Origin of the sequence: Starkeya sp. ORNL1, from assembly GCF_012971745.1 — a bacterium.
Taxonomy (GTDB): domain Bacteria; phylum Pseudomonadota; class Alphaproteobacteria; order Rhizobiales; family Xanthobacteraceae; genus Ancylobacter.
The window spans coordinates 6,164,092-6,187,474 of the sequence record NZ_CP048834.1; the positions used below are offsets into that span (position 1 = coordinate 6,164,092).

Below are 23,383 nucleotides of genomic sequence, written 5' to 3' on the forward strand. Positions count from 1 at the left end.
CGATGGTCGCGCGCCGGTACCGGCTGCCGCTAGGTTCGCTCAGCGTGGAGTGATCGATCCCGCTGGAACATGCCGTTTCCCCGCATGTTTGGCCGACAGCCATCTGCAATTGCGCAGCGGGGTTGCATTCAATGAAAATCGAGACATTCGAGACAAGCGGGGCGCTGGGCGATCGTCCAGCTACCGTGGTCTACGCCGCACCACCCTTCCACGCCATGCTGGCCGTCGTACCGGCGACCTGCTTCGTCGGGGCGCTGCTCACCGACCTCGTCTACTGGCGAAGCGCCGAGATGATGTGGGCGGATTTCTCGGCATGGCTGGTCAGCACCGGCGTGGTGCTCGGCTGGCTGTTTCTCATAGTCGGCCTCATCGAGATCGCCGCGCGGCCGTCGCACCGTCGCCGCGAGGGCATCTGGGCCTATCTGATCGGCAATCTGGTGGTGCTGGTCTTCGCCACCCTGAACATGCTGGTTCACACCCGCGATGCCTGGACCTCGGTGGTGCCCTGGGGGCTGATCCTCTCTGCCGCGACCGTGGTGTCCCTGATCGGCACCGCGTCCTTTGGCTGGACCATGATCTACCGCCCCCGTCCCGGAGTTACTGTCCAATGAAGCGCAAATTCATTCCGGCCGGCCGCACCGCGGCTCTCGCGGTGCTGTGCTGCTCGACACTGGCGATCGCCGCCTATGCGGCTGACCGGTTCGATCCCCAGACCCAGATCGGGCCGAACCCGGTCCTGCCCGAGCCTCACCAGTATCTTTTCCCGCCGATGCACCTCGCCGAGGTGATCGGCTGGAAAGAGGGCGAGGCGCCAACCGTCCCGGCTGGCTTCAAGATCGAGGCGCTTGCCACTGGCCTCCAGCATCCGCGCTCGCTGTATGTGCTGCCCAACGGCGACGTGCTGGTGGTGGAATCCAAGGCGCCCCCCGCTGCTGCGGTGAAACGGCCCAAGGACATCGTGATGGGCTGGGTCGAAACCTGGGTGACGTCGGGCGGCGACACCGGGGCCAGCAACCGCATCACCCTCCTGCGCGACGCCGACGGCGACGGCAAGCCGGAGACCCGCTCGGTGTTCCTCGACCATCTCAATTCGCCGTTCGGCGTCTCGCTGGTCGGTGGCGATCTCTATGTCGCCAACACCGATGCCATCGTGCGCTATCCGTACAAGGACGGCGACACCAAGATCACTCAGCCAGGCACCACGCTTACCGAGCTGCCGGGCGGGCCGATCGACCATCACTGGACAAAGAGCCTGGTCGCCAGCCGCGACGGCAAGCTGCTCTATGCCGGCGTCGGTTCCAACAGCAACATCACCGAGAACGGCATCGAGGCCGAGAAGAACCGCGCCGCGATCCTCGAGGTCGACCGTGCCACCGGGCGCTGGCGCGTCTTCGCGAGCGGTCTGCGCAATCCCAACGGGCTGAGTTGGGAGCCGCAGACCGGTGCGCTGTGGGCGGTGATCAATGAGCGCGACGAACTCGGCCCCGACCTGGTGCCGGACTACATGACCTCGGTGAAGGACGGCGCCTTCTACGGCTGGCCCTACAGCTATTATGGCCAGCATGTCGATCCGCGGGTGCAGCCGCAGCGGCCCGACCTCGTCGAGAAAGCGATCGCGCCGGACTATGCGCTGAGCTCACATGTCGCCCCGCTCGGGCTTGCCTTCAACACAGCCGACGCGATGCCTGAGAAATATCGCGGCGGCGCCTTCGTCGGCGAGCACGGCAGCTGGGACCGTGACCAGTTCAACGGCTACAAGGTGGTGTTCGTGCCGTTCAAGGACGGACGCCCCAGCGGCAAGGCCGAGGACTTCGTGACCGGCTTCCTCGATGCCGATGGCAAGGCGCGCGGGCGCCCGGTTGGCGTCGCGATGGACAAGAGCGGCGCTCTTCTGATCGCTGACGATGTCGGCAACACCGTCTGGCGAGTGACGGCCAGCGGCTCGTCGTCCTGATCCAGAAGACTCGCAGCGCAGCGTAGATGCGCACAGTGCCTCGCCATCGCCGCATGGGCGTGCGATCCGCAGGGCATGGCGGCAATGAGATGGCGATGAGCCCGCGCTCGCTGCACGCCTTTGGCGAACTCTACCGCAATGGCGGGCAGGCGTCTGATGGCCGGCAACTGGTGCCGGCCTCGTGGATTTCCCGCTCGTGGGAAGCAAGGACAAATTCGCGCCCGGCCGTCTCGTCGCGGCGCTCGATGCGGGGTGACGCTTTCGGCAACCCAGGTATTTTTCGGGTAGTCGAAAGGCTATCATCCAATCGGCGGTTCGGATCATTGCCGCGAGTTGGAGCAGACTATTGCCTGCTTGCCCCCTCACTTCGAGAAAACGTTCCGTGTGGACCTCCGGTCGACGCATCGGCCTGACGATCGAGGACGAGTTCTGGGGAGCGTTGAAGGAGATTTCCGCGATCGAGGGAAGGTCGATCGCCGCGCAGATTGCCGAGATTGACTACAATCGGGGTGACTCGAATCTCTCTTCAGCCATCCGAACATTCATCCTCGCCCACTATCGCAAGCGCTCGGGCGATGCTGGGACGAACGGCTGATTGGTAGCCCTCGACACTCAGATCTCGCGTGTTCCGGCAATGTCGTCGGCATGGTTCTGGCCGGCGCGGCTGCTGGCGATTGTGGTCGGCGGGGGAGAATTCGGCGGAGGCGCCCCGCCTTCCAGCTTGTCGCGGTATAGCGTGGCCCTCGCAAGCATCATCAGCGTGACGGGTGTGGTGAGCGTCACGAAGATCGCAATCAGGATCTCGTGCACGGACGGCCTGCCCTTGAGCACGGTGAAGCATATCATCGAGCCGACGAGGATGAATCCGGTGCCGAGGGTGGCGCCCAGCGTCGGCGCGTGGGCGCGTTCATAGAAGCTGCGCAACCGCAGCAACCCGAAGGAGCCGATCAGGGTGATCAGCGCTCCCGCTACCACGAGAGCGGCTACCAGCAGTGCGGCCCAGGTCGGCAATGTGGACGCACCGTTCATTCGATGACCTCACCTCGCATGAGGAATTTGGCGAACGCCACGGTGCCGACGAAGCCGAGCATTCCGATGATAAGCGCCGCCTCGAAATAAAGCGTGGTACCGCTGCGTATGCCGAGCACCACGAGCAGCAGCATCGCGTTCACATAGAAGGTGTCGAGGCCAAGGATGCGGTCTTGCGCCCGCGGCCCACGCACCAGCCGGTATGCTGCGATCGCCATTGCCGCGGCCAGCAGCACCTGCGCCAAGACCAGCGCGCCGTCGAGGATCTGTGCAGCCATGGTTGCGCTCATTCGAATATCTCGATCAGCAGTCGCTCATAGCGGTCCTTGATGAGACGGACCCACTCCTCCTCGTCAACGAGGTCCAGCACATGCAGCAGCAACTCGCGGCGCGCCGAGTCGTAGTTCATCCATAGCGTGCCTGGTGTGGCGGTGAGGACAATGCTCAGCACCGTGAGGCCGTAGTGGTTGGTGAGGTCGAGCGGGACGGTCATGAAACCGGAGCGCCGGTTCGGCGGGGCCAGCCCGAGGATGATGCGGCCGACGGCGATGTTGGAGCGCACGACATCCACTGCGACGCGCCCGGCGAGCCGGATCACCGCGCCCGGGCTGCGCACCCGCGCCGGCTCCGGACCGAGCGCCGCCATCGCCCAGCAGGCGCCGAAAGCGATAAGCGCGCCGAATATCAGCTGGCCGGGCGAGACGCTCTGGTTCAGCAGCAGCCACATCGCCCATAGCGCGAGGAACAGGAGAGGGTAGGGCAGCACCCGCTTCATGGCGCCGCCCTTTCCACCGGCAGCGGTGAAGTCGCCAGCACGTCGCGGGCATATTCCCGAGGCCAGTACAGCACTTGAGCCGTTACTTCCATGTAGCGCATTGCCGGTCCGCCGAAGACGGTGAGACCAACGCTGAGCAGCAGCAGCACCAGCATCGGCCCGACTTCGACCAGACGCACCCTCGGGATCGTGCTTTCCAGTGGTGCCCACAGCACGCGGATGCCGGTACGGGTCATGGCTATCAGTGCCGCCAGCCCGGACAGCATGAGCAGCACCACGAGCGCCCAATGAGAGGGTGGCACGCCGCCGGCCTCATTGAGCAGCGCGGAGAGCATGGCGAACTTGGCGATGAAACCGGAGAGCGGTGGCAGGCCGGCGAACAGCACGGTGCAGGCAACGAAGGCGCCGCCCAGCACTGCGACGGTGGCGGGGATGGCGACGCCGACCTCCTCGTCCTGGTCCTCGACGTCCTCTTCCGGGTCGCCGAAGATTTCCATCGTCACCGCCAGCACGTCGGCGCCGGCGTCGCGGCCGCGTTCGATCAATTCGATGAGCAGGAAGAAGGCGGAGATGGAGAGCGTCGAACTGACCAGATAATAGAGCGCGCCCGAGATCACGGCGCTGTTGCCGGTGCCGATGGCGGCGAGCAGCGTGCCCGAGGAGACCAGCACATAGTAGCCGGCAAGTCGCGGCATGGACTGCGAGGCGAGCACGCCGATGCCGCCGAAGGCGATGGTGACGAGTCCGCCATAGAACAGCCAGTCGCCGCCGAATCCCGCCGTCGCGCCAGTGCCCTCGCCGAAGAACAGCAGGAACAGCCGCAGGATCACATAGATGCCGACCTTGCTCATGATCGCGAACAGCGCGGCGATCGGCGCGCAGGCGGCGGCATAGGTGGTCGGCAGCCAGAAGCTCAGCGGCCACATGCCGGCCTTGATCAGGAAGGCGACGCCGAGGATTGCGGCGCCGGCCTCGAGCAGGATGCGATTCTCGGGCGGCACGGAAGGAATGAGCCGCGCGAGATCGGCCATGTTGAGCGTGCCGGTGACGGCGTAGATCAGCGACACGCCGACCAGAAACAGCGAGGAGGCGACGAGATTGATCGGGATATAGTGCAGGCTCGCGCGCAGCCGCACCGTACCCGAGCCGTGCAGCACCAGCGCGTAGGAGGCGGCGAGCAGCACCTCGAAGAACACGAACAGATTGAACAGGTCGCCGGTGAGAAACGCACCATTGAGACCGGCGAGCTGCATCAGGAACAGCGTGTGGAAACGCGGCCCCATCTTGTGCCAGCGCGCCAGCGCGAACAGCAGGCAGGCAACGCCGAGAATGGCGTTGAGCACCAGCATCAGTACCGAGAGCCGGTCGGCGACGAGGACGATGCCGAACGGCGCCGGCCAATTGCCCAGCGGATAGACGAGGACGATGCTGTCGCCGTCGGGCGCCGGCATCATCACCCGCGCCATGAGGGCGATGGCGATGCCGAGCAGGACGATCGTCGTCACGACGCTCGCCGCGGCCTTGAGCTCGCGGCGGCCCTCGTCGAGCAGCAGCAGCAGCGCGCCGACCACGATGGGCAGCAGGATCGGCAGTGATATGAGGTGGTCGATCGCGGGCATGGTCATTGTTCCCGCCCGTCGACATGGTCGGTGCCGGTGAGGCCGCGCGCTGCCAGTAGCACCACCAGGAACAACGCCGTCATCGCGAAGCCGATGACGATCGCGGTCAGCACCAGCGCCTGCGGCAGCGGATCGGTGAAGTTAGCGGGATTGCCTACTTCGCCCGGCTGGAGGATCGGCGGTGCGCCGACGCGCAAGCGGCCCATGGCGAAGATGAAGAGATTGACGGCATAGGAGATCAAGGCGAGGCCGATGATGACCTGGTAGGTGCGCGGGCGCAGCAGCAGCCACACGCCAGACCCCGCGAAGATGCCGATGCCGATGGCGAGGATCAGTTCCATCAGGCTTCTCCCGTCACGGCTTCCGCCGGCGCCGCGGCTTCCGTCTCCGCCTCGGCCCTGGCGAGGGTGCGGGACAGGCGCGGTGTGCGCAGTGACTGGTGGGCGAGTGCGACGAGGATCAGCACGGTCGCGCCGACCACCAGGGCGAAGACGCCGAGATCGAACAGCAAGGCACTCGCCATCGGAATCTTGCCGATGACCGGAACGTCGAGATAGCGCGCTTCCGAGGTCAGGAACGGATAGCCGAAGAGCCACGAGCCAGCGCCCGTGGCGATCGAGGTGAGAAGTCCAACGCCCATCCAGCGCAGTGGCAGCACGCGCAATCGGTCTTCCACCCAGCGCGTGCCGCTCGCCATGTACTGCACGATGAAAGTGATGGAGAGCGTGATGCCCGCGGCGAAGCCGCCGCCGGGCAGATCGTGGCCGCGCATGAAGAGATAGATCGCGAGCACGCCGATCACCGGGAACATCCACTGCATGATGATGCGCGGGATGAAGAGATAATCGGACAGCGTGTCGCCGACCTGACGATCCGGTGCGGCGTCGTCGAGCGCATTCTGGATCCGCTGCTGTTCCGGGCTCTGCGTGGCCTCAGTCGCCGGGCGGAAGCGTCGCAGCAGCGCGAACACGGTGAGCGCGACGATGCACAGCACCGCGATCTCGCCCTGGGTGTCGAAGCCGCGGAAGTCCACCAGGATCACATTGACGATGTTGGTGCCGCCGCCCTCCGTATAGGCGCGCTCGACGAAGTAGCGCGAGACGCTTTCCGGCAGCGGGCGCGTCATCACCGCATAGGAGATCGCGGTGAGCCCGGCTCCGACCAGCACGGCGAAGGCGAGATCGAGATAGCGGCGCAGGCGGGCGTTGAGGTCGGGTCCCCCGGGCTTCTCCGGCTCCAGGCGCTGCGGCAGCCAGCGCAGGCCGAGCAGGATCAGCACGGTCGTCACGATCTCGACGAGCAACTGCGTCACCGCAAGGTCCGGTGCCGACAACCAGACGAAGGTGATGCAGGTGACGAGGCCGGCCACGCCGACGAAGATCAGCGCCGCGAGGCGGTGGTACTTCGCTTTGTAGGCGGCGGCGAGCGCGCAGCCTCCGCCGATCGCCCAGACCAGCGCGAAGGCCGGGTCGATCGACGTCCACGGGACGCTGCCGACGCCCGGCCAGCCATTAAAGTAGAAGGGCAGGAATGCGGCGACGATCGTAGTGGCAAGCAGGATGCGCAGTTGCGGTTGCAGTCGGCGCGTCCCGAGCCAACGCTCCAGCGCCCTGGCCCAACTCCAGGATACTGTGACCAGTACATCGTCGAAGATGCGCTGGCCCTTGATACGGCGCAGCAGCGGCGGGCCCTCGATGCCGCTGTCGAGATAGCCGCGCAGGAACAGATAGAGCGCGATGCCGCCGAGAACAGCGACAATGCTCATCGCCAATGCGAGTGTGAAGCCGTGCCAGACGGCGAGGCTGTAATAGGGCAGGTCGGGACCGATCACCGCCATCGCGGCGGTAGCCAATACCGGGCCGATGGTCAGGCCCGGTACAATGCCGACCACGACGCAGATCAGCACCAGCACCTCGATGGGGAAGCGCATCCATTGCGCCGGCTCGTGCGGCGTGCGCGGCAGGCCGACCGGCGGCGGGCCGAAGAAGGCGCCGAGGATGAAACGCAGCGAATAGGCGACGCTGAAGATGGCGGCCAGCGTCGCAAAATAGGGTAGGGAATCGTCGAGCAGCGACCCCGTATGGTCTGCGATCGCCTCGGCGAAGAACATCTCCTTGGACAGGAAGCCGTTGAGCAGCGGCACCCCCGCCATCGCTGCCGCCGCCACCATGGCGAGCCGGGCGGTTACCGGCATATAGGGATAGAGCCCGCTCAGCTTGCGCAGGTCGCGCGTGCCGGTCTCGTGGTCGATGATGCCCGCCGCCATGAAAAGCGAGGCCTTGAAGGTGGCGTGATTGATGGTGTGGAAGATCGCCGCCACCGCCGCCAACGGGCTGCCAAGGCCCAGCAGCAGCGTGATCAGGCCGAGATGGCTGATGGTTGAGTAGGCCAGCAGGCCCTTCATGTCCTGCTGGAAGATCGCGGAATAGGCGCCGAACACCAGGGTGGCGAGCCCCACGGGCACCACCGTGTAGAACCACGCATCGGTGCCGGCCATGACAGGCCAAAGCCGGGTCAGCAGGAAGATGCCGGCCTTCACCATCGTCGCGGAATGCAGATAGGCGGAGACCGGCGTCGGCGCCGCCATCGCGTGCGGCAGCCAGAAATGGAAGGGGAACTGCGCGCTCTTGGTGAAGGCGCCGATGAGGATCAGCACCAGTGCCGGCACATAGAGCGAATGGAAGCGGATCAGGTCGCCGGAGGCCAGCACGATGTCGAGGTCATAGCTGCCGACGATGCGCCCGATCAGCAGCACACCCACGAACAGACAGAGGCCCCCGGTCCCGGTGACGGTCAGCGCCATGCGCGCGCCCTCGCGCGCCGCGGGGTTCTGGTGCCAGTAGCCGATCAGCAGGAACGAGAAGAGGCTGGTCAGCTCCCAGAAAAATACCAGCTGCACGAGATTGCCGGACAGCACCACGCCGAGCATCGAGCCCATGAAGGCGAGCAGGAACGAGAAGAAGCGCGGGACCGGGTCTTCCTCGGACATATAGTAGCGCGCATAGAGCGCGACGAGCGCGCCGATGCCATAGATGAGGACGGCGAAAAGCCAGGCCAGGCCATCAAGGCGCAGCGTGAAATCGAGGCCAAGCGTGGGCAGCCAGGTGAGCCCGAAGCGTACGCCGTCGCCCGCAGCCAGGGGATAGAGAAGCGCGACGATGACGGTGCCGACGACGCCAATGCCGCCGGTCAACAGCGCCGCGGCGTTGCGCGCCTTGGTCGGCAGGAAACCGGCAGCCAGGCTGCCGGCAAACGGGAGTACCAGGATGAGCAGAAGGGCTTGCGTGCCGGTTGGCATCTCTGGCTAACGTCTCCCTATGCGTGTCTCGGACGTCCATATTGATCGAACTCGCCCATTATGGTTGACTCTGCCGGACGAGAGCAAGGCTGTATGTGATGGTTCTTTCCCCGGGACAGTGCCGTGCAGCGCGAGGCTTCCTCGATTGGACGCAAGATCAGCTCGCCGCAGCCGCTGGCGTGTCGCGCAGTACGATCCGGGACTTTGAAGCCGGTCGCCACACACTTCAGCGCGCGACGCAGACGATTCTGGTCAGCACGTTGGAAGGGGCCGGCATTGTGCTGCTTCCCCACGATGGAAGCGGTTGCGGCGTGCGCATGCGCCACGAATAGACAGGCTCGGTGAACTGGTTTGGCACCGTGGCAGACGATTCTTTCGTAGGCTCTTTATGTCCCATCCCTTCTCGGTGCCACGACGATCGGCGCAAGAAGGGACACGAGGCAATCAGCCGGCGGTCACGGTAGACAGCTTGCGGCACGTATCGCGCGAGAAATGACCGTCGTTATGGCCGCCTGAAATCCATGGTCCAGTTCACTTCCCAGCTTGTTCCGGCATCGTAGGAAAATGCCTGGCTCCAGCGCGGCGTTGCCGGGTTTCTGGCGTCCCATTCGAAACGCACCTTGATTGGGCGTTCCCCATCGAGGTCGTCGCCCTCGAATGTGCCCAGGCCTTGGTGAAAGCGGCCGTATACCGGCGGCTGCAGCACCCCGTCCGTCGAGTTGATCCAATAGATGGCCCAGCGGTTCTGGATCGGATCGTAAACACGCACCGACATCCCCTTGAAGCCGCTCTGGGGAAAGTCGGTCTCATCAATCGAAACACTGCCGCCCATTAACAATTGCGCGTGCGTGCGGGTTTCAAACTGGTCCCAGGTATCACTCCCTTTTCCCCGCTCCTGAAGGCGACGGTGTTCAACGATCCATTCGCCTTGGTTGAATTCGAAGTCTTGAAGCGCGGTCTTGTGCACGATGGAATTCTCCGTAGCTTCCGCCCTGTGGGGAGCGTGGCCAGGTTGCGCAATGTGCAACCTCTACAGCGTCACCACGAACCAAGAGGCCATCATCCGCGTGGCGCGGGTGATGAGCTACCGTACCGGCAACACGCCGCTGCTGCCAGGTATCTTCCCGAACTACAGCGCTCCCATCGTTCGGAACTCCGATGCGGGCCGCGGAGCGGAAGCCGGACTTCGGTCTATTACTCTCGCTTGGGCCGAGCATCGGTGGGCGCCGCGCGTCACGCGCCATCCCTCGCGGGATCAACATTCCGGGGGATCAACGGGGCTGATTGTTGAAATAAAATGACGAGTTCCTAAATCCGCGGTGGCTTACGACCTCGCGATGGAATGCCGGGGCACTGCGCATGCCCCGGATGGTGAGCTCAGTGTCGTTCGCCCTTATCTGCGCTCGTTATCGGCAGTACGATTTTGGCGGGGAAATGCATGAGAGGGATTCTTGATGCGCTCGTCATAGGCGCTGGCTCGGCCGGGCTTGGCGTCAGCTATTTCCTGCAACAGCGTGGCTGCGCGCACTATGTTCTGGAGCGTGGCCGTATCGGAGAGACGTGGCGAACGCAGCGCTGGGATTCCTTCCGGCTGAACTCGACGAACATGCGCACTATCCTGCCCGGCGATACCTACGACGGGCCGGACCCCTGGGGCGCGATAACGCACCACGAGCTCGTCGCTTATCTGGAAGGCTATGTTGAGCGTCACCGCTTGCCGGTACGCGCCGGAACGGCGGTACAGAAGCTTGATCGAGAGGGCGCGGTCTACCGGGTCACGACTGATCGCGAGACGCTCCTAGCTCGGACGATCGTGATCGCAACCGGCAACCAGAGCCGCCAGGTCCGGCCGCCTTGGTCGTCCGAGTTGCCGACGGAAGTTCGCCAGGTCGATTCCTCTGCCTATCGCAACCCCGCCGAGCTCGCTGACGGTGCCGTTCTGGTGGTCGGAAGCGGCCAGTCGGGCGGCCAGATTGCCGAGGATTTGGTGCATGGCGGACGTCGGGTGTTCCTGGCGACAAGCCGCACTGGCCGCCTGGTACGCCGCTATCGCGGCGGCGATTCGTTGAACTGGCTCACTGTATCCGGGTTTGTCGACGTCCCGCGCCGGGAGCTCACCCTGGAAAACGGCAGGCTGCCGCCACGCCCGCTGGTCGGGGCGATCCACACGATCAGCCTGCAATCGCTGAGCGCGCAAGGGGTGGTCCTGCTCGGCCGTTTCAGGGGCGTCGTGAACGGCAGGCTCGCGTTTGGCGACGAGGTCGTCGAGCACATGCGCTTCGCAGACGAGGCCTCGGCGGCCGCCAAGAGAGCGATCGACCAGTATATCGAGCGCGCCGGCCTCGATGCGCCCCCGGCCGAGGATGATCCAGCCGAAACGGTTGCGCCGCGCGTGCCGAGCCCACCGATCCGCTCGCTCGACCTGCCATCAAGCGGCATCTCATCGATAGTCTGGTGCACCGGCTTCCGGGGCGACTTCTCATGGGTGAAGCTCCCCGGCGCCCTCGATGGAGCCGGCCAACCCATACAGGAGGATGGCATCGGCACCGTTCCGGGGCTGTACTATGCCGGCCTCGATTTTGCGGTAACGCGGAAATCAGGCACCATACCGGCCGTCGCAGAGGAGGCGGACCATCTGGTCGACCACATCGTCAAGAGACTAGCGGAGTCACCATCAGGAGCGACCGGAGTGGATCGCAAGGTTGTCTGATGAACTTCCTTTCGCGACCACGTCTTTTTTGTGCCTGGCGGCAGGGCGAGCGAATCGAGGGCGAGATAAAGCAAGTCCACATCGACATTACCGAGGTGGAGGGCGGCGCGAGGGTGTATGGCGCGCATTCGTGGCTGGAGTGGACGCTGACGGGCGTACGATAGCTGCCGCTCGGCCAAGAGCGCGGCTTTGGGCGCTGGAACAAGCACAAGGGTTTTGTCGCAACTTGCGACGAAACCACCGTCCCGCTCCGACCCGCGGCCTCGCACGCTGACAGGGAGTACCCAATCTGTCCGTCGGCCAAGAGGGGCGTTGTAGTCTTAGTCAAGTTGTTCCGGTTCCTGTGCGGCCGGTTCAGGCGGCCCGGTAGCGAGCCGCGGGCTGGCCGGTCTGCGATGCGGCGAACAGTGTCGCGCGCGCCTCGTCAAACTGGTCCCAGAGACGCGCGTCACCTACGGACGGCAGTGTGACGGCCTCCCCTTTGTCGAAGCCGGAAAGCGCGGCGTCGACAAGATTCTCCGTCGACATGACCGTCGATTGGTCCAGCGTCGCCAGTGGCACACCGGACAGGTCCCAAAGCTCGGTTGCGGTCGAGGCAGGCATCACGACTTGCACGCGAACGTTCGTCCCAGCGAGTTCCCGCTGGAGACCTCGGCTAAAGTTCATCACATAGCCCTTCGTGCCACTGTAGATCGCGCTAATTGGCAGCGAGTGGAAGGACAGAACCGAGGCAACATTGATAATGGCACCCTCGTTTCGCGCCAGGAATGCGGGGAGAATCGCCTGGGTCAGCCGAGTCAGGGCCGTCACATTCAGCGCCACCATAGCTGCGGCATCTTCCTGGGAGGTAATTGCCACTGGTGCCAGAGTGGACGTACCGGCGTTATTGACAAGAAGAGTGATCGCAGGGTTGCCCTTGAGGATATTTTCGACGCGGCGGAGTTCCGTATCCTTTGTGAGGTCAGCTTCGACGACTTCAACCTTCGTGCCATGTGCAGCGGCCAAATTGCGCGAAAGGGATTCCAGACGCTCAGCGCGGCGCGCGACGAGGACAAGGTCATAGCCTCTGGCGGCCAGTCTCTCTGCATAAACAGCGCCTATTCCAGCCGAGGCGCCGGTTACGACGGCGACGGGCTTGCGCGCGGATTGGGACATGACGTCTCTCCAATTGGTTGAGGCCTCAACTTATCCAGGATGGCCCGCCTTTTCAATGGTGAAGTGCTCAACTATATGTCGGTGATGAGCACGACTTTTGCCGATCCAACCGATGACAGCGTGGTGGAAGCGGTTCCGCCTTACCAACTGGTCGCCGATCTGGCGTGCACCAACACGGCGCTGCGGCGGGCGTCACGTCGGCTTGGCCAGATCTACGATGACGCCTTGGCGCCCACCGGTCTAAAGGCGACCCAGGTGGGGCTGCTCTCTCAAATCGCAATGGCCTCCGCAGGCGGCGAACGAGATTGGCCGACGCTTCAATATCTTGCTGAAAGTCTCGCCGTGAGTATATCGGCTTTGACCCATGCCCTTCGACCTCTTGTCCGCGACGGCATTGTAAACCTCGAGCCCGATGCACGTGATGGGCGGACCAAGCGCGCGGCGATGACGGAGATCGGGGAGCGTCGTCTAAACGAGGCCCTCGTGCTGTGGGCGGACGCCAATCAACGCGTTGAAGTTGTTCTTGGAGTCTCCGCGGGCGCCCTACGCGCCTTGGCAGACACTGTGGCATCTCCGGGATTTCTCGATGCATATCGGGAGAGGCGGCGCCTTGGCAGCAAATAGCCTAGTTGTCGCACGAGTTCGACCGGCAAGTTTGCCACACCCTAACCGTACTCTCTCCCGCGATGTGCCGTCTGGGCGCGGTTGGGGATGTCGTACAGGTGAAAGACCGGCGGGTTCGGGAAGTTCTTATGCATCAGATGCTGCAACTCCTTGCAATTGCGGGTGTGCTTATGCTTGGCGTTATCAGCCCGGGCCCAAACTTTGCCATTGTCACGTCTACTGCGATGACAGCCTCTCGTCGCGCCGGTGTGCTCGCGGGTATGGGCCTCGCCGCCGCATCTTGTACCTGGGCGCTTCTCGCCATCGCCGGCCTAGGAATTGTTCTGACACACGCTGCCTGGGTCTATACGGCCGTGAGGGTGTCCGGAGCGGCCTACCTTATTTGGCTAGGCGTCAAACTGGTACTTGGCGCCCGTAAGCCGATGGCAACGGCTACTGAGGTCGGAATAAAGGCCGCCGCAGCGTTTCGTAAGGCATACCTCGTGAGCATGACCAACCCGAAGTCGATCGCGTTCTATGGAAGTATCTTCTCCATAATGGTACCTGCTCACGCGACCGCATGGTTTTACGTCGCTGTAGTGATCATAGCGGGTACTGTGTCGTTAGCCTGGTATTGTGGCTTGGCACTTTTGTTTTCCCAAGGATCTGCCCGGCGTATCTTTGCAAGAGCTAAGACCCCCATTGAGGCCACGATGGGTGCCGTCCTGATAGGCATGGGTGGAAAGCTGCTTTTCAGTTGGTGAAGGCCAACACCGCTTGCGGCGCAACTGCATGCGTTCACGATCAACGAGCGGCGTAGAGACGACCACATGGCCGCGCACTTTTGGAACTGTTGGTCTTGCCGCGGGGTTGAGGGGGCTCATCGCACAGGAGCGTCCATCGATGGATCACAGCACGCACGTTCGGCTGACCGACAATGAGCTCACACCGTCCAACCTCGAAGACGCGACGATCTACGGGCCGGACGATGAGGAGATTGGCAGCGTCTCGCACATGCATGGAACTGGCGCGAGCGCCCAGGTCGTGATTGATGTCGGTGGTTTCCTGGGCATCGGCGCAAAGCCGGTGGCAGTGCCGATAAGCAATCTCGATTTCATGCGGGACGAGGACGGCGACGTTCACGCCGTCACGACCTGGACGAAGGATGAGCTGAAGGCGATGTCCGAGCATCACGACAGCTGAACGAAAGAAGGCCCGGTCGCTCCGGGCCTTCTTGGGGCTCTCTCGGTCGCAAGCTTTCCGATGGTCGGACAAGGGCTGATGAAAGTTCGAGGACAGCCGCTGCGGCGCCATCTCATATTGGCCACGGAAGGCTGAGGAAACCTCTCCGTGAGGCCGTCAGCGTCGGCAACGCACTGTTCCGCGCGGCGGATTCCCCTTTAGCGGCCCTGCAAGATCCCTGAGAAACCGCAGGAAAGAGCTCTCGAAGCCTCCACCAAGGCCGCGACGGTGATCCGGCGAGCGCCCTAAATATCCCTTAGCTGTATTATGTTGACTGTCGACATTTCGGCTCGTAGCATTTTGGAGCTAGAAAAACCTATTACGCCACGGGTTCCTGCTTGCAGTCCCGCTGAGCACAAGAGCGATAAACAAGGGAGTGGATTTTAATGCCCTCGGTATCCAGAAAGATGATTCGATTGATGCTCGTAGCATTCGTGCTTTCGAGCCCTGGACTAGCGCTCGCGCAACAGCCTGCTTCCGACACCGGCATTCCCTCGAACTGGGTGGGCTGCGACAGCACCTGCCGGGCGAAGCGTGCGAACCCCAAGCCGGAATTGGTTTCTCCGGAAATCGCCCAGACAGGCGAGGTCACAGTTCGGCTTTATGCGCCAAAGGCTGAAAAGGTCACACTCGGTGGGCTGAAGGCCGAAGCCTTGCCGATGACCAAAGGTACGGACGGCGTGTGGACCTACACGTCTGCGCCGTTGAAGCCGGGTCATTACAGCTATTATTACGAGATTGACGGTGTCGATACTCTCGATCCGAACAATCTCTGGACCGTGGCGGGACGCCAGCGCGTCGAGAACATGCTGGAAGTTGCCGGCGGCGAAGATTTCGCCAGGAACGACCCGTCGATCCCGCATGGCGCCGTCGCCGAGGTGTTCTATCGTGTCCCGAGCGTCGCGTTCGAGCGTCGGATGCGTGTCTACACGCCGCCGGGCTACGGTCTGAAGACGGAAACTCTCCCGACGCTCTATCTGCTGCACGGGGGCAATGGTGCCGAGGACGAATGGGGCACTATCGGACGCGCGGGCTTCATCCTCGACAAACTGATCGCAGAAGGTAAAGCCAAGAGGATGATCGTCGTCATGGTGGACGGCTATCAGGCGGATTTCCGCACGCCGTCCGGTGCTTCGCCGGATCCGCTCACCGCGGAAATGCTTGGCGCCATCATCCCCTATGTGGAAGCCAATTATTCGGTATCGAAGGAAGCGGGCGACCGGGCGATTGCCGGACTCTCGCGCGGCGCGTCGCAGACCATGGCCATCGCCCGAGAGCACCCGGGTGCTTTCGGCTATGTAGGCATCTTCAGTTTCTCCCGCTCTCGGGTGAACCCGCTTCGCAAGGAAATGGAGGGGCTGAAGTCCGAAGCGGAGTGGACCGCTTTGCGCGATACGCTCGGCAAAGCCAAGCTCGTATATTGGACCGTGGGAACGGAGGACGCCGGCTATCCGGACAGTCAGAAGGTGTGGGCGCTATTCAAGGCCAATAACGTCGCCGTTCTGACCGAGGCAAGGCCGGGCGACCATGAGTGGGCGGTCTGGCGCCCAGGCCTGCGTGACTTCGCCCAGAAGGCATTCAAGTAGCTATGGCGGGGCAACGGAGGGGCGGTCAACGCCGCTCCCCCGAATCCTGCGACGATGAGGCGCTCCTGCGGCGGTAGAGATAAGCGGCGCTGGCGAGATCCTGCACAATCAAGCCAAGCGACTTATAGATGGTCACATCCCCGCTACTTTGGCGCCCAGGCGCCTTGTCCGCGAAAACGGCTCCAATCTCGGCAAGGACATGATCTTCCGTGACTAAACCTGCCGCTTTCGCCCACAAATATTCAGCGCCTTGCGCGAGCACGCTGTCGCGATGGTCCGGAAAGAAGCGGGCGCGTTGCACCAGGGCGCCGTCAATCTCGGACGGGCCGGCGTAGCTCGAGCCGACGACATTGATATGGGTGCCGTCGGCGACATCTGCTGAAAGGAGGATCGGCTCCGAAGCGGAGGTCGTCGTGCAGATGATGTCGGCGCCATGCGCAGCGGCGGCCGCGCTCTCTGCGACATTGGTGGGAAGGGCGAGCGCGACCTTGATGCGAGCCCTTAACTCATGTGCCTTCGCTTCGGATCGCCCCCAGAACACGACGCTTTCGAGCGGTCGAACATGACTCATTGCGAGTGCATGCTGCCAGGCCTGCTCGCCGGTACCAAGAATTGCGAGATGTGTTGCGTCCGGGCGCGCCAAGGCATCGGTCGCAGCAGCGGACGCGCATGCGGTCCGGATCGCCGTGACCTCGCCCGCGTCGACCACGCAGACGGGTGCGCCGGTCTCCCGGTCGAAGAGCAGGATCGCACCCTGGTGTGAGCGCCCTTGCGCCGACGCCGATCGGAAGACGCTCACGAGCTTGGCACCGAAGCCAGCGCCCTCCATGGCACCCGGCATCACACCAAACAGATCACCGCCCCCGAGATCGATGATCCCTCGCAACAACTGGCGGGTCCGGCCGGCCGAGAGTGCGATCATGGCCTCCCGCATCAAGGTGATGCAGCCCGGGCGATCGAGCTCGCGGGCCACTTCCTCCGAACCGATAACGATCATGATTTCTGAACTTTCAAACCCCTCTCGACGCAAGAGGAAAGGTCCGGAGGCCCGCCATGACCTGCCCCCTCTGGATCCATTCGCTATTCTTTGACCGGCGGTGCCGGTGGGACCGGCAAGATGATCTCAGAGGCTATCTTCCAGTCTTTCGCAACTTTTATCCAATTGATGATCATTAGAAACGGCTTGGGTGTGCCGTCTTGTCCCGCATACGACACGGTGATGTTCAATGGCACGTAGGACTCGGCGACGTCGCGGGTCAGGCCGACAACCTTGAGCTTCGAATAATCTGGATCGAGCACGACGGGACCGGAGCTACCGATATCACGCAGCTTTTGATCCACCGCTTCGTTGCCCCAAAAGCCGGCCCAGTTCCCCTCGGACTGGATCGCGCTCTTAGCCACCAATAGGGTCGATGGCGATTGCCAGAACATCCCATGCAGAGCCTTGAAATCATGATTGTTGGCCAGTTTCATCAGCCTGCCGAATTTCGATTTTATGGCGCCGAGGGTCGCAGCATCCAGCGGCTCATTCTCGACAGCGTGAGCAGATGCGACAGCTCCGGTGGAAAGAGCCGAGACCGTGAGGGCGACAAGAAGTGTCTTGTGCATGCAGGAATTCTCCTTCCGACGTCTGGTTCGCGTCATAACGCCCTTCGCGTTCGGCGACTGGTGCGAGCTACCCACTTCGATCCGCCGAAGACGTCATCAGGACGTTTTAGCTCGCGGATTCGCGTAGCAAGTTCATGATTTTCGTATCAAGAGCTCTGGCGACGGCAAGGGCTTCCGGGTTACCGTATTGCAGAAGATAACTCTCCATCTTGTCATACGAGACGTGCACGCCATCGGGACGCTCATCAATGAGTACTGTGACTGGAGCGTAGGACCCAGCATCGGGCACGTGCTTGACCATTTCTTTCATGATGAGTGGATTGCCGACTACAAGCCGTATGATCTTGGGCGTCTTGGATCCGGTTTCGCGACGCAGAACGTCGCCCAGGTCAAATTCCGCGAAGAGCATAAGGTCCGTTCGGCCGAGGCCGCTTTGTACAAAGCGCTTGAAATCCGCGAAGGATTTCGTCGCCCTCGTCTCCTTGAAAAATTCTACCATGTCAGGCTGCCCGACCGCGGACTTGAGAGCGGCCACGATCGCGTCGAATGGCTTTGAGCTCGTGAGACTGAAACGTTCCACGTCGACTTTAGTGATTGTCATTTTGTCCTCTGTAACAACTCTCATTGAGAGAGTGCGTCCGATGGCGTGTGAACGCGTCGGGATCATGCAGTCGCGGGCGGCGCTTCCAGGAAGGTCCGGACGTGGCTAACGAACATCTCGGGGTACTGAAACAAGGCGCCGTGGCCTGAATCAGGATAGAGGATCAGCTGAGCATTGCTGAGCTCCTTGAACATTGCGTAGGCGTTGTTCGCGGGCAGCATGGTGTCGTGGCTGCCGCTGACCACAAGAGTGGGCTGGAGGATCGCGCGTAGAATGGAGTGCTCGGGATCAGGCGTGGCGCACCAGGTGATCAGAGCCTTGGCCTGCGGATCGGTGACTGCGGGACCGTTATCGGTGTCCCGATCGTCCTCACGCAACTTCGTCCGCTTCAGGAAGGCCAAGCCGGACGACCGGCTGGCGGACGATTTCGTGAAGAACAGCGGCAGACGGGGGTCCGGCGCATCGGTTTGGGAAAACGCCTCCTGCAGCACCGCCAACAGGTGTTCTTCTCCACCTTTCGGCGCGGTTCCGACAAGGATGAGTTTCCGGACCAGCTGTTCCTGCTCGGCGGCAATCAGTTGGGCGACGCAGCCGCCGAGAGAAAAGCCCAGCAGGTCGACCTCAGAAAGGCCGAGCAGATTGATGAACGCGAGCGCGTCTTTCGCCATCGCTGCGACATTGTCAGGCGTTTGGCCCGTCGAGCGACCGACCCCGGCGTTGTCGAATGCGATTACAGGGCGATCGGTGGCGAGAGCGTTGACGACGACGGGATCCCACGCATCGATGTTGCCGGAGAAGTGCTGCAGGAGGATGAGCGGCGTTCCGGTAGCGGGGCCGAGCCGGCGATAGGCAAATCGAATGCCGTGGCCCTCAACGTAACGGGTCGGCGCCGTTTCGAGCGTGGCGACGCCCTGGCCCGCGAGGTCGAGTTCGGTCATGTCATCCTCCGGATGCTTGGCATGAATAGTTGAGTGGGAAGACCGGCGTGGCGCAGCGACCGAAACCTTGCTCCAGGACGTCGCTGGCGTTTCCGCGGCTTTGACTGGCTTTCGCCATCGCGGTCCGATGCATTCTGCATTCTCGGAGCACGTGTGCGCGCTCCCGGTGCGAAAGCGCCGGGAGCGGTACCGTCACTTCGCGAGCGCCGCCTTTTCGATTTCCGCGGCGACTTCGTTGGCGTGGACGACGAGGGAGGCATGGCTGCCGGCGACCTCCGTCGTCTGGGCCTTCATCCTGGCGGCGAACATCCTCTGGGCCTCGGGCGCGATGACCTTGTCCTTCGTGGTGATCACATAGAATGTCGGCTTGTCGCGCCAGGCAGCCGTATCGACCGGAGCCTCGAACGCCGTGTGGTTCAGCGGGAGCTGATGGTTTGCCAGAGCTTCGGCGATCTTCAGAGGAAGGTCAGCCGCGACCGCCGAAGGAAACACCTTGGGATCGATGTAGAGGTTGCCCTTGTCGTCGGGATGAATCGCCGCGCCGCCTTCGGTTGCCGGACCGGCCTTGGCCAGGGTCGCCAGAGATTCGCCAACGTCGGGCGCAAATGCGGAGACGTAGACGAGTGCCGAGACTTTGGGATCATTACCTGCTTCCGTGATGACCACTCCGCCCCAGGAGTGGCCCACCAGGACAGTCTTGCCGCTCTGTTTCGCGAGCGCCCGCTTGGTGGCATCAACATCCGCTGCGAGGGAGGTGAGCGGATTCTCTACGAGCGTTACATTGTAGCCCTTCTTCGTGAGGATTTCGGCAACGGGCTTCCAGCTCGTCTGGTCGACGAAGGCGCCATGGACGAGCACGATATTATGAGCCGCCCCGTTGGGCAGCGGAGTTGATTCGGCTTGAGCAGCAAATGCTGTTCCAGCCATGAGAAGGGTGGCGGCGGAGAGTAGAAGATTTCGCATTGAATGTTCCTGTCGGATGCCGGACGACGCGGGTCCAGGGAATGGGCAGGCGTTGTGGCGCGACGGTGCGTCGGCCTTTGGCGAAGCGGGTTGCCGCACGACGCAACTGCCCGCCGCGACCTGAACTAATGTGGAGGGCTTTCAGACGTTAGGATCCAATCGTCCGAATGTTGTGTCTGATCGTCCAGACGATTAGCATCTGGAGATGGACATCCTCGCCGAAGTGCTCGATCGCGTTCGCTTGGGCGGGAACTTGCTGTTCCACTTCGAGCTAGGCCATCCCTGGAATCTGGCGTTGCCAGAACGCCCCTACGCCCTGTTCCACTACCTTAGTCGTGGCTCAGCTACCCTCGCGCTTGAACAGGGACACGAAGTCCGAATGACCGAGGGCGACTTTGTTGTCGTCACACGCGGCGAGCCCCATGTGATTTATTCGGATCGCCGGACGAAGCCGTTACCGGTTCTGGACCTCGATCGACTGTCCGGACGTCTTGGCGTCGTTCGTCACGGAGGCAGTGCGCAGCCGCTCTCGACGATGATCTGTGGCAATTTCACCGTGGCGCGTCCCTCGCGCGGCAGCGTGTTGGAATTACTCCCGCCTGTGCTTCTCCTGAAGCCGACGGCCGACGGTGGCTGGCTCGAGGCGATTCTGCAACGGATGGTGAGCGAGGCGGCGCTTGAGCGACCCGGCCAAGGCGTCGCGCTCTCACGACTGACAGAAGTGCTCTTCGTCGAGGTTCTCCGAAGCTGGATCAAGTCTCTCGGTCCCGGAGAGGGCGGGTGGCTGGGAGCGATGGCAGACCCGCACATCGGACCGGCGCTTCAATTGATACACGAACAGCCGGAACGGTCCTGGACCCTTGGCGACCTGGGGCAAAGGGTAGGGCTCAGTCGCTCGGCGTTTTCGGCGCGCTTCACCAAGCTCGTCGGCCAGTCGATGTACCGTTATCTGATCGCACGTCGCATGTCGGAAGCGGCGTTTCTCATCGAAACAAGCGATGATGGAATTGCACAGATTGCGACGCGTGTCGGCTATCAGACCGCGGCGACGTTTTCGAAGCTGTTCCATCGACATCATGGCTTGCCGCCTGGCCGTTACCGAGCCGTTCGCCGCTCCGATGGTAGCCGAAGGCAAGGGAGCGTTCGGGAAACAGAATTCGCCGATTGATCGGCCAAACTGACGAAGCCGTGCTCGCCGTAAGATCCTCACAGGGAGCCGCCGTCAGCCGTGTCGTCGCTCTGTGGCATTCGTGGGAGGGGGCGCGGGGCAATACCCCGACGCCCGCACGCTGCCTTCGTTCAGGTCCAGCGTGCGCGGCCATGCCAGCCGCCCCCTAGCAGAACAATGCCAAGAGCGATGGCGAGTAACGCCATGGTATCCATGTGCGCCTCCTCGAGTGCATCGTCCCTTCCTAATTGTTGAAATCGAATTTCATTTAACATTCGGCGCGAATTTTTGTTCCAACGGAACGGTTGGCGCGAGACCGAGTTGTGTTGGTCTTGGACATACAGAGGAATAATCAAAATGATGCGTCAAACAATTCTCGCGGCGACCCTGATGGTTTCTGCAATATCTGTGGCTTCGGCGCAGGAAGGCGTCACGACCGGCGCTGCAACAGGAGCCGTTGGTGGAGCAATCGTTGGCGGACCTGTGGGTGCCGTTGTGGGCGCAGTAGGGGGTGCCATCGTCGGCGGCATTGCCGAAGACAATCACAAGCGCTTCCACACATATGTCGTCGAGGAGCGCCGGCCTTCTTATCGTTATGACAGGCAGGTTGTCGTCGGAGCCGAATTGCCCGAAGAGGGGGTGACCTACTACGAGGTTCCGCCGGAATACGGCCGCACGGAGTATCGTTATACGGTGGTGAATGACAGGACCGTGCTCGTGGATCCGCGAACGCATCGGATTGTTCAAGTTATTGAATAGATTTACAGATTAGAGAATCGAAGCGCCCGGACGGAGTCTCGTCCGGGCGTTGTGCATTGTTGTGCATTAGGGAGCGGCGAAGCATCATCGCGTTCGCTGCAACGAAACCTGCTTAGGTTGGGCGGGTTTAACCCGGTTCGGCGCGGGAGGGCTGAGCGGACCATGGCGCGAAATCCCTATTATGCCGGTCCTGTGAGCGACCACTTTGACGGCACGCGGTTCTTCAATCCTGGTGCACCAGCGGATAGGTCGCTAGCGGACGTTCTGCGCTGGAGGTTCTCCTCGACATTCGCGCCGTGGCCGAAGCGGGTCGCGGTTGTGCCGAACAAGCCCGAGGCGCGGGTGGCGGGTTGTCGTGTCACCATGGTCGGTCACGCGACCGTACTTATTCAGGTCGGCTACCTCAACATTCTCACCGACCCGGTGTGGTCGGAACGCGCGAGTCCCTTATCCTTCGCGGGTCCCGTGCGCGTGACCGAGCCCGGAATTCGCTTTGATGACCTGCCGCCGATCGATTTGCTGCTTTTGTCGCACAGCCACTACGACCATCTCGATCTTGCAACCATTGCAAAATTGCATCTGCGCGATCAGCCACGGCTCATTACACCCCTGGGCAACGACACCATCGTTCGCCGCGCCATTCCGGATATCAAGGCTACCGCCGGCGACTGGGGCGAACAGATCAATCTCGTCGAGAACGTTACTGTAACCCTTGTTCCTGCGCATCATTGGTCGGCGCGCAACGCGCGGGATCGGCGAATGGCATTGTGGGGTGGCTTCATGCTGCGAACGCCGAGGGTGCTGATATATTTCGCCGGGGATACCGGCTACGGCGATGGAGCGATTTTTCGTCAAATGCGAGCAGATCACGGAGCCCCTGATCTCGCGCTGCTGCCTATCGGTGCCTATGCCCCTCGATGGTTCATGGCTCCCCAGCACGCAAACCCGGAGGAGGCGGTTCAGATAATGCTCGATCTAGATGCCAAGCAGGCGATCGCGATCCATTGGGGGTGCTTCCAGTTGACCGATGAGCCACGCGAGGAACCTGCTCAACAGCTGAAGGAATCTATTTCCGCGTACGGCATCGCCCCCGGGCGTTTCCGAGTGCTCGAAGCTTCGGCAGCATTTGCGTTTGATGATACCTTAGTTTGACTTCCCGGTGCGCATAAGGCGCCGGGGAGTTCATTGTTCGTCTCACAAGCGCGCTCTTGTCCTCGCGAGAGGCGTGCCTCTTGCCCTTTGCTATGGTCGGCATCGTGCGTCTTCCTGCAGGCGATCGCCCCTACGCCATACGTGCGATTGTCCCGGAGACCTCACATCCGGCGCAAGAAATGCTATTGTCACCGAGTTCGTCCGTAACGTCCGCGACGAGATG

The 23,383-nt window shown here is 62.5% G+C and carries 26 protein-coding genes and 1 pseudogene; 14 read left to right on the top strand and 13 right to left on the bottom strand.

Translation table 11 applies throughout. The features are described 5' to 3' along the window. Positions 1-131: 131 nt before the first annotated feature. The 4 genes and pseudogenes from G3545_RS28925 to G3545_RS28935 all read left to right on the top strand — a co-directional run bounded on the left by G3545_RS28925 (position 132) and on the right by G3545_RS28935 (position 2,549). Complete coding sequence (locus G3545_RS28925) at positions 132-611, top strand: DUF2231 domain-containing protein (RefSeq protein ID WP_246702617.1); 480 nt, start codon at positions 132-134, stop codon at positions 609-611. Next, entirely contained in the window at positions 608-1,954 is a 1,347-nt protein-coding gene (locus G3545_RS28930) for a sorbosone dehydrogenase family protein (RefSeq protein WP_170017729.1), read from the top strand. Before G3545_RS28925 ends, G3545_RS28930 begins: the two co-directional genes overlap by 4 nt. A 45-nt stretch (positions 1,955-1,999) precedes the next feature. Then, positions 2,000-2,175: pseudogene (locus G3545_RS29830) on the top strand (6-aminohexanoate hydrolase); the annotation flags it as partial. Positions 2,176-2,336: 161 nt separating this feature from the next. Next, entirely contained in the window at positions 2,337-2,549 is a 213-nt protein-coding gene (locus tag G3545_RS28935) for a ribbon-helix-helix domain-containing protein (protein ID WP_246702618.1), read from the top strand. A 17-nt stretch (positions 2,550-2,566) separates the two neighbouring features. Here the strand turns inward: G3545_RS28935 and mnhG are convergent, their stop codons facing one another. Genes mnhG through G3545_RS28965 form a run of 6 tightly spaced genes read right to left on the bottom strand, consistent with a single transcriptional unit; the run spans position 2,567 to position 8,675 of the window. Continuing rightward, positions 2,567-2,983 carry a monovalent cation/H(+) antiporter subunit G gene (gene mnhG, locus G3545_RS28940; RefSeq protein WP_170017731.1) on the bottom strand — a complete coding sequence of 139 codons (417 nt, stop codon included), beginning with the start codon at positions 2,981-2,983 and terminating at the stop codon, positions 2,567-2,569. Next, entirely contained in the window at positions 2,980-3,261 is a 282-nt protein-coding gene (locus G3545_RS28945; RefSeq protein ID WP_170017732.1) for a K+/H+ antiporter subunit F, read from the bottom strand. The genes mnhG and G3545_RS28945 overlap by 4 nt, the downstream gene beginning before the upstream one ends. 8 nt (positions 3,262-3,269) lie before the next feature. After that, entirely contained in the window at positions 3,270-3,758 is a 489-nt protein-coding gene (locus G3545_RS28950) for a Na+/H+ antiporter subunit E (protein WP_170017733.1), read from the bottom strand. Then, positions 3,755-5,383, bottom strand: a complete 1,629-nt coding sequence (locus tag G3545_RS28955; RefSeq protein WP_170017734.1) for a monovalent cation/H+ antiporter subunit D — start codon at positions 5,381-5,383, stop codon at positions 3,755-3,757. Before G3545_RS28955 ends, G3545_RS28950 begins: the two co-directional genes overlap by 4 nt. Then, positions 5,380-5,718, bottom strand: coding sequence for a Na+/H+ antiporter subunit C (locus tag G3545_RS28960; protein ID WP_170017735.1), 339 nt, complete (start codon positions 5,716-5,718; stop codon positions 5,380-5,382). Before G3545_RS28960 ends, G3545_RS28955 begins: the two co-directional genes overlap by 4 nt. Beyond that, on the bottom strand, positions 5,718-8,675 hold the full coding sequence (locus tag G3545_RS28965) for a monovalent cation/H+ antiporter subunit A (RefSeq protein WP_170017736.1): 2,958 nt from the start codon (positions 8,673-8,675) through the stop codon (positions 5,718-5,720). The genes G3545_RS28960 and G3545_RS28965 overlap by 1 nt, the downstream gene beginning before the upstream one ends. Before the next feature lie 98 nt (positions 8,676-8,773). On the opposite strand from G3545_RS28965, the gene G3545_RS28970 reads away from it, so the two are divergent. Continuing rightward, the gene (locus G3545_RS28970) at positions 8,774-9,007 is read left to right on the top strand and encodes a helix-turn-helix transcriptional regulator (protein WP_170017737.1); all 234 of its coding nucleotides are present in this window, start codon (positions 8,774-8,776) and stop codon (positions 9,005-9,007) included. Positions 9,008-9,177: 170 nt separating this feature from the next. On the opposite strand, the gene G3545_RS28975 is transcribed toward G3545_RS28970, so the two are convergent. Next, positions 9,178-9,642: a hypothetical protein gene (locus G3545_RS28975; protein ID WP_170017738.1), complete on the bottom strand. Its 465-nt coding sequence runs from the start codon at positions 9,640-9,642 to the stop codon at positions 9,178-9,180. A 52-nt stretch (positions 9,643-9,694) separates the two neighbouring features. Here G3545_RS28975 and G3545_RS30025 point away from each other — a divergent pair, with 52 nt between their 5' ends. Both G3545_RS30025 and G3545_RS28985 read left to right on the top strand, forming a co-directional pair. Beyond that, positions 9,695-9,976 carry a hypothetical protein gene (locus G3545_RS30025; RefSeq protein WP_206151359.1) on the top strand — a complete coding sequence of 94 codons (282 nt, stop codon included), beginning with the start codon at positions 9,695-9,697 and terminating at the stop codon, positions 9,974-9,976. Positions 9,977-10,113: 137 nt separating this feature from the next. After that, a complete protein-coding gene (locus tag G3545_RS28985) occupies positions 10,114-11,385 on the top strand; it encodes an NAD(P)/FAD-dependent oxidoreductase (RefSeq protein WP_170017739.1) in 1,272 nt (423 codons plus the stop codon). Between the two features lie 354 nt (positions 11,386-11,739). On the opposite strand, the gene G3545_RS28990 is transcribed toward G3545_RS28985, so the two are convergent. After that, positions 11,740-12,540: an SDR family oxidoreductase gene (locus G3545_RS28990; RefSeq protein WP_170017740.1), complete on the bottom strand. Its 801-nt coding sequence runs from the start codon at positions 12,538-12,540 to the stop codon at positions 11,740-11,742. An 84-nt stretch (positions 12,541-12,624) separates the two neighbouring features. Between G3545_RS28990 and G3545_RS28995 the strand changes: the two genes are divergently transcribed. The 4 genes from G3545_RS28995 (at position 12,625) to G3545_RS29010 (ending at position 15,971) form a co-directional block, all read left to right on the top strand. Beyond that, the gene (locus G3545_RS28995; protein WP_246702954.1) at positions 12,625-13,164 is read left to right on the top strand and encodes a MarR family transcriptional regulator; all 540 of its coding nucleotides are present in this window, start codon (positions 12,625-12,627) and stop codon (positions 13,162-13,164) included. A 128-nt stretch (positions 13,165-13,292) separates the two neighbouring features. Beyond that, positions 13,293-13,907, top strand: coding sequence for a LysE family transporter (locus tag G3545_RS29000; RefSeq protein ID WP_170017741.1), 615 nt, complete (start codon positions 13,293-13,295; stop codon positions 13,905-13,907). A 139-nt stretch (positions 13,908-14,046) separates the two neighbouring features. Continuing rightward, a complete protein-coding gene (locus G3545_RS29005) occupies positions 14,047-14,346 on the top strand; it encodes a PRC-barrel domain-containing protein (RefSeq protein ID WP_170017742.1) in 300 nt (99 codons plus the stop codon). Between the two features lie 425 nt (positions 14,347-14,771). Continuing rightward, the gene (locus G3545_RS29010) at positions 14,772-15,971 is read left to right on the top strand and encodes an esterase (protein ID WP_170017743.1); all 1,200 of its coding nucleotides are present in this window, start codon (positions 14,772-14,774) and stop codon (positions 15,969-15,971) included. Between the two features lie 25 nt (positions 15,972-15,996). Here the strand turns inward: G3545_RS29010 and G3545_RS29015 are convergent, their stop codons facing one another. The 5 genes from G3545_RS29015 to G3545_RS29035 form a co-directional block, all read right to left on the bottom strand. Beyond that, entirely contained in the window at positions 15,997-16,968 is a 972-nt protein-coding gene (locus G3545_RS29015; RefSeq protein WP_170017744.1) for an ornithine cyclodeaminase family protein, read from the bottom strand. Positions 16,969-17,051: 83 nt separating this feature from the next. Then, positions 17,052-17,579: a hypothetical protein gene (locus G3545_RS29020; RefSeq protein ID WP_170017745.1), complete on the bottom strand. Its 528-nt coding sequence runs from the start codon at positions 17,577-17,579 to the stop codon at positions 17,052-17,054. 106 nt (positions 17,580-17,685) lie between these two features. Further along, positions 17,686-18,180 carry a DUF302 domain-containing protein gene (locus G3545_RS29025; protein WP_170017746.1) on the bottom strand — a complete coding sequence of 165 codons (495 nt, stop codon included), beginning with the start codon at positions 18,178-18,180 and terminating at the stop codon, positions 17,686-17,688. 62 nt (positions 18,181-18,242) lie between these two features. Then, positions 18,243-19,118: an alpha/beta hydrolase gene (locus tag G3545_RS29030; RefSeq protein ID WP_170017747.1), complete on the bottom strand. Its 876-nt coding sequence runs from the start codon at positions 19,116-19,118 to the stop codon at positions 18,243-18,245. 192 nt (positions 19,119-19,310) lie between these two features. Continuing rightward, on the bottom strand, positions 19,311-20,081 hold the full coding sequence (locus G3545_RS29035; protein WP_170017748.1) for an alpha/beta hydrolase: 771 nt from the start codon (positions 20,079-20,081) through the stop codon (positions 19,311-19,313). A 205-nt stretch (positions 20,082-20,286) separates the two neighbouring features. Here G3545_RS29035 and G3545_RS29040 point away from each other — a divergent pair, with 205 nt between their 5' ends. The 3 genes from G3545_RS29040 to G3545_RS29050 all read left to right on the top strand — a co-directional run bounded on the left by G3545_RS29040 (position 20,287) and on the right by G3545_RS29050 (position 23,160). Next, complete coding sequence (locus tag G3545_RS29040) at positions 20,287-21,249, top strand: AraC family transcriptional regulator (protein WP_170017749.1); 963 nt, start codon at positions 20,287-20,289, stop codon at positions 21,247-21,249. A 357-nt stretch (positions 21,250-21,606) separates the two neighbouring features. After that, the gene (locus G3545_RS29045) at positions 21,607-22,008 is read left to right on the top strand and encodes a DUF1236 domain-containing protein (RefSeq protein WP_170017750.1); all 402 of its coding nucleotides are present in this window, start codon (positions 21,607-21,609) and stop codon (positions 22,006-22,008) included. Positions 22,009-22,170: 162 nt separating this feature from the next. Then, the gene (locus tag G3545_RS29050; protein ID WP_170017751.1) at positions 22,171-23,160 is read left to right on the top strand and encodes an MBL fold metallo-hydrolase; all 990 of its coding nucleotides are present in this window, start codon (positions 22,171-22,173) and stop codon (positions 23,158-23,160) included. Positions 23,161-23,383 lie beyond the last annotated feature (223 nt).

Coding starts and splice junctions, on each gene's coding strand:
- G3545_RS28925 (WP_246702617.1), top strand. CDS start 132: ATGAAAATCGAGACATTCGAGACAAGCGGGGCGCTGGGCGATCGTCCA.
- G3545_RS28930 (WP_170017729.1), top strand. CDS start 608: ATGAAGCGCAAATTCATTCCGGCCGGCCGCACCGCGGCTCTCGCGGTG.
- mnhG (WP_170017731.1), bottom strand. CDS start 2,983: ATGAACGGTGCGTCCACATTGCCGACCTGGGCCGCACTGCTGGTAGCC.
- G3545_RS28945 (WP_170017732.1), bottom strand. CDS start 3,261: ATGGCTGCACAGATCCTCGACGGCGCGCTGGTCTTGGCGCAGGTGCTG.
- G3545_RS28950 (WP_170017733.1), bottom strand. CDS start 3,758: ATGAAGCGGGTGCTGCCCTACCCTCTCCTGTTCCTCGCGCTATGGGCG.
- G3545_RS28955 (WP_170017734.1), bottom strand. CDS start 5,383: ATGACCATGCCCGCGATCGACCACCTCATATCACTGCCGATCCTGCTG.
- G3545_RS28960 (WP_170017735.1), bottom strand. CDS start 5,718: ATGGAACTGATCCTCGCCATCGGCATCGGCATCTTCGCGGGGTCTGGC.
- G3545_RS28965 (WP_170017736.1), bottom strand. CDS start 8,675: ATGCCAACCGGCACGCAAGCCCTTCTGCTCATCCTGGTACTCCCGTTT.
- G3545_RS28970 (WP_170017737.1), top strand. CDS start 8,774: ATGGTTCTTTCCCCGGGACAGTGCCGTGCAGCGCGAGGCTTCCTCGAT.
- G3545_RS30025 (WP_206151359.1), top strand. CDS start 9,695: ATGTGCAACCTCTACAGCGTCACCACGAACCAAGAGGCCATCATCCGC.
- G3545_RS28985 (WP_170017739.1), top strand. CDS start 10,114: ATGAGAGGGATTCTTGATGCGCTCGTCATAGGCGCTGGCTCGGCCGGG.
- G3545_RS28990 (WP_170017740.1), bottom strand. CDS start 12,540: ATGTCCCAATCCGCGCGCAAGCCCGTCGCCGTCGTAACCGGCGCCTCG.
- G3545_RS28995 (WP_246702954.1), top strand. CDS start 12,625: ATGAGCACGACTTTTGCCGATCCAACCGATGACAGCGTGGTGGAAGCG.
- G3545_RS29000 (WP_170017741.1), top strand. CDS start 13,293: ATGCATCAGATGCTGCAACTCCTTGCAATTGCGGGTGTGCTTATGCTT.
- G3545_RS29005 (WP_170017742.1), top strand. CDS start 14,047: ATGGATCACAGCACGCACGTTCGGCTGACCGACAATGAGCTCACACCG.
- G3545_RS29010 (WP_170017743.1), top strand. CDS start 14,772: ATGCCCTCGGTATCCAGAAAGATGATTCGATTGATGCTCGTAGCATTC.
- G3545_RS29015 (WP_170017744.1), bottom strand. CDS start 16,968: ATGATCGTTATCGGTTCGGAGGAAGTGGCCCGCGAGCTCGATCGCCCG.
- G3545_RS29020 (WP_170017745.1), bottom strand. CDS start 17,579: ATGCACAAGACACTTCTTGTCGCCCTCACGGTCTCGGCTCTTTCCACC.
- G3545_RS29025 (WP_170017746.1), bottom strand. CDS start 18,180: ATGACAATCACTAAAGTCGACGTGGAACGTTTCAGTCTCACGAGCTCA.
- G3545_RS29030 (WP_170017747.1), bottom strand. CDS start 19,118: ATGACCGAACTCGACCTCGCGGGCCAGGGCGTCGCCACGCTCGAAACG.
- G3545_RS29035 (WP_170017748.1), bottom strand. CDS start 20,081: ATGCGAAATCTTCTACTCTCCGCCGCCACCCTTCTCATGGCTGGAACA.
- G3545_RS29040 (WP_170017749.1), top strand. CDS start 20,287: ATGGACATCCTCGCCGAAGTGCTCGATCGCGTTCGCTTGGGCGGGAAC.
- G3545_RS29045 (WP_170017750.1), top strand. CDS start 21,607: ATGATGCGTCAAACAATTCTCGCGGCGACCCTGATGGTTTCTGCAATA.
- G3545_RS29050 (WP_170017751.1), top strand. CDS start 22,171: ATGGCGCGAAATCCCTATTATGCCGGTCCTGTGAGCGACCACTTTGAC.